This is a genomic window from Mucilaginibacter sp., assembly GCF_036383575.1.
GTDB lineage: Bacteria > Bacteroidota > Bacteroidia > Sphingobacteriales > Sphingobacteriaceae > Mucilaginibacter.
Map to the genome: position 1 here is coordinate 1 of NZ_DASVOB010000578.1, position 3594 is coordinate 3594.

The 3594-nt window shown below is 43.6% G+C and carries 3 protein-coding genes and 1 pseudogene; all 4 read right to left on the minus strand.

Annotated features, from left to right (window positions below; genetic code table 11):
* Nucleotides 1–173: 173 nt before the first annotated feature.
* Entirely contained in the window at nt 174–803 is a 630-nt protein-coding gene (locus VF500_RS20650) for an HAD family hydrolase (protein WP_330861492.1), read from the minus strand.
* Between the two features lie 9 nt (nt 804–812).
* Entirely contained in the window at nt 813–2045 is a 1233-nt protein-coding gene (locus VF500_RS20655; protein WP_330861493.1) for an MFS transporter, read from the minus strand.
* 151 nt (nt 2046–2196) lie between these two features.
* The gene (gene aroC / locus VF500_RS20660) at nt 2197–3291 is read right to left on the minus strand and encodes a chorismate synthase (protein WP_330861494.1); all 1095 of its coding nucleotides are present in this window, start codon (nt 3289–3291) and stop codon (nt 2197–2199) included.
* A gap of 156 nt (nt 3292–3447) precedes the next feature.
* Nucleotides 3448–3594 (minus strand): annotated as a pseudogene (locus VF500_RS31805) (3-phosphoshikimate 1-carboxyvinyltransferase); the annotation flags it as partial.

The following is a 3594-nucleotide window of genomic DNA, read 5'->3' on the forward strand; positions in this document are numbered from 1 at the left end:
CACCTACGGAGCCTAAAGGTCTCTGGGTTTTATTCTACATACATGGTACTCCTCCGGAGTTTCATGTTGACCGCATGTAAACTCATTGCAGGACAAGATAGACCCAACTCCGTAGGAGTACCATGTTTATAGCAAAATAAAAACAATTTTAAGGCTCCGTAGGTGCCTCCTAATTATTGATTTGCAATAATTGCTGCATCTTTCAAATTTTTTGAACGATGGGTTACTTTGGCATCTGGGTGTTTATTTTCGGGATCATACAGAAATGTATCGATACCTAAATCATGGGCAGCCTTTATCTCCGATTCAGGGTCATCGCCAATAATCAGCACATCCCCTAGTTGATAATTGTATTTCTCCAATATCGAAGCGAAAATATCTTTTTTTGTCAGAGGGGAAAGTTCCGGATCAACGATGTGGATAGCTTCAAAATCAGCTTCGATATTTAGCATTTTTACCTTGCTCCATTGCAGTTTGGTAAAACCCGTGGTAACCAGGAATTTAGTAATGTTTGCTTCGCGTATATGTTTATAGTCATCAAAGGGCTGCATTGGTAGCTTATACTCAATATTGTTCAACAGTTCGAGGCCTTTGTTTTTAACGGTTTCGCTAAACTGGTACTTGTCTGCTACCTTTTGATAAGGGATCCGTTTCAAATCCTCCTTTGCCTTGTTGATATGATCGATACCCTCGCCGGCAATATGCTGATCAAGAAAGTTGAACAGTTCATTAAACAAATGATCGGCGATGGAACTAACCGGGTATATGGTATTATCAAGATCTAATATGATTGCTTTTTTCATAACAGCAGTTTAAGGTAAAACAGGAACCCGTTTATTGATATGTATCGATTTTCTCATGATCAAATATCCGCAGGCAACAACCAGGCAAACACCGCCCAGCAACCACCATAAAAGCTCAAAGCCACCATAGGCAATAACTTGGCTACCCAAAAATGGTGCAATAATTTGCGCGCCTGCCCACGACATGCTGTACAGAGCAGCATACTCACCCCGGTTACGCGCGTTTGAGCGGCCGATCCAAAAGGTGTTCATAAAAGGCATGCAAAGCATTTCGCCCAAAGTTATCATACATACGATCAATATAGCTACCGATGGTATGTGAGGCATCAGATTAAGCAACACAAAGCCGGCGCCGGAAACTAAGATCCCTGAAATAATATAGGTCAATGGATGACGTTTGCCCTCAAGCCAGTTGATCAGTATCATTTCAATTAAAACGATAAGTATCCCGTTTAACGCCAGCAGGAAACCGATAAAGCGCTCGTTAAAATGCCATTGTATTTTATAAAACACAGGCTGCATAATAAAGAATTGGAAAAAGCAGGTTGCAAACAGCGTAGCTAATAAGATGAATAACAGGTAAACGCCATCTTTATAAGCCGATGAAACCACTTCTTCAAAACCGGCGGCAGCTTCCTTAATGGTTTTGGCCACTTTTGAACGAGGCATTAAGGTAAGGAGTAATATACCTGCAGCGATATTGGTGCAACCATCTACCCAAAAAAGTAGATGATAGTTTATTGAGGCCAGTAAGCCCCCTAAACCACCGCCAAAGGCCCAGCCCAGGTTTGTAGCCAGCCTGTTTAATGAATAGGAACGTGTTTTATTTTCTTCGGTACTATAATGTGCTATGGCCGTTGAGTTGGCAGGCCTGAATGATTCGTTGCAGATGCTCAGCACTAACGTAAAGATAGCCATGTTGATGAATTTGGTTTGATAGCCAAGGATCAAAAATAGCAATCCACCAGTTAGCAAAGCACCAACCTGTAAATCATAAAAGCCTATTTTGTTGATCAGCTTACCGCCAATAAAGCCTCCGGACACAGCGCCCACTCCAAAAATAGCCATGATATAACCCGACTGCTCAATGGTAAAATGCAGCTGCCTGATGGTATAGATGGTCATGAAAGGTACAACCATAGTACCGCTGCGGTTAATAAGCATTACGATGCTCAGGTACCAGCTGTTTTTAGAAAGTCCGCTATAGGCTTGTTTGTATAATCGGATAATTGAGGTAAGCATGACTTTGCAAAGGTAGTTTATTTGAGCTGAAAGCTTAAAGCTGAAAGCCAAAAGCAAAAAACTGGGTAAAAATAAAAGGCCGAAAACTTAAAGGTTCTCAGTAGAACGCTTTAAGCTTTCGGCCTTTTTGCTTTAAGCTAAAAGAGTGCTTTTAGCTCAACTTAGCGTTTCTGTTCCTGAGCCAGTGATCGGCTAAAACAAGAGCTGCCATAGCTTCAACAATAGGCACCGCACGTGGAACCACGCAAGGGTCATGACGACCTTTGCCTGAAATCTCAGCAGCGTTGCCCTCGCTGTCAATAGTAGCCTGGTTTTTCATGATGGTAGCTACCGGTTTAAAGGCAACCTTAAACTCAATAGGCATACCATTGCTGATCCCGCCCTGGATCCCGCCCGAGAAGTTGGTGATGGTTTGTATATCGCCTAAATGTGATTTTACGAAGATGTCGTTATGCTCGGAACCACGCATTTCGCTACCTTCAAAGCCGGAGCCAAACTCAAAGCCGTGAACGGCGTTGATGCTCAGCATGGCTTTGCCTAAATCGGCATGTAGCTTATCAAATACAGGTTCGCCAAGGCCAACCGGGCAGTTTTTTACGTAACAGCTGATCTTGCCGCCAACGGTGTCGCCGTCTTTACGCACACTATCAATAAATTCGATCATTTCTTCGGCAGTAGCCGGATCGGCGCAACGCACAATGTTCTTTTCGCGTTCCTCAATAAATTCAAGCGGATCATTGATGAATACATTAGGCGCATTGATTTTACCTACGCTGCTCACATGGGCAACAATCTCGATGCCTTGTGTTTTAAGTAACAACTTCGCTAAAGCACCTGCAGCAACACGGGCAGCAGTTTCTCGGGCTGATGAGCGGCCGCCGCCACGATGGTCACGGATGCCGTATTTAGTTTGATAGGTATAGTCGGCATGTGAAGGGCGGAATACATCTACGTTATGACTATAATCTTTTGAACGCTGATCTTCATTAGGGATCAGCATTGCAATAGGCGTACCTGTAGTTTTATCTTCAAATACACCTGAAAGGATCTTTACCGTATCGCTCTCTTTGCGCTGAGTGGTGATCTTAGATTGACCTGGTTTGCGTTTATCCAGTTCGCCCTGGATATAGTCGAGATCAACCTGTAAGCCGGCCGGGCATCCGTCAATAATTACACCAATGGCCTCGCCATGTGATTCGCCAAAAGTAGTTATCCTAAATAATTGCCCGAATGAATTGCCTGCCATAGTTTTAGATATGAGATGTTAGTATTTATAACCGTCATTGCGAGGCACGAAGCAATCGCGAACTATACAAGGCGAACCTGCTAATCGGCGATTGCTTCGTGCCTCGCAATGACGTGGTTTTTGTATGTTTTTGCTTTAGGTTTTCTGCCTTCAGCTTTAAGCTTCCTTCGCCTCAACTTCAAATCCTTGCTTTTCCAGATCAGTCCAGAAAGCGGGATATGATTTTTCAACTACCGGACCATTCTCAAATTCCATTTGCGGAAGGATGAGGGCAAGCGGCGCAAAGGCCATAGCCATACGGTG

Excerpts from the sequence above, each read along its gene's own strand:
- VF500_RS20650 (WP_330861492.1), bottom strand. The coding sequence starts at position 803 with ATGAAAAAAGCAATCATATTAGATCTTGATAATACCATATACCCGGTT.
- VF500_RS20655 (WP_330861493.1), bottom strand. The coding sequence starts at position 2,045 with ATGCTTACCTCAATTATCCGATTATACAAACAAGCCTATAGCGGACTT.
- aroC (WP_330861494.1), bottom strand. The coding sequence starts at position 3,291 with ATGGCAGGCAATTCATTCGGGCAATTATTTAGGATAACTACTTTTGGC.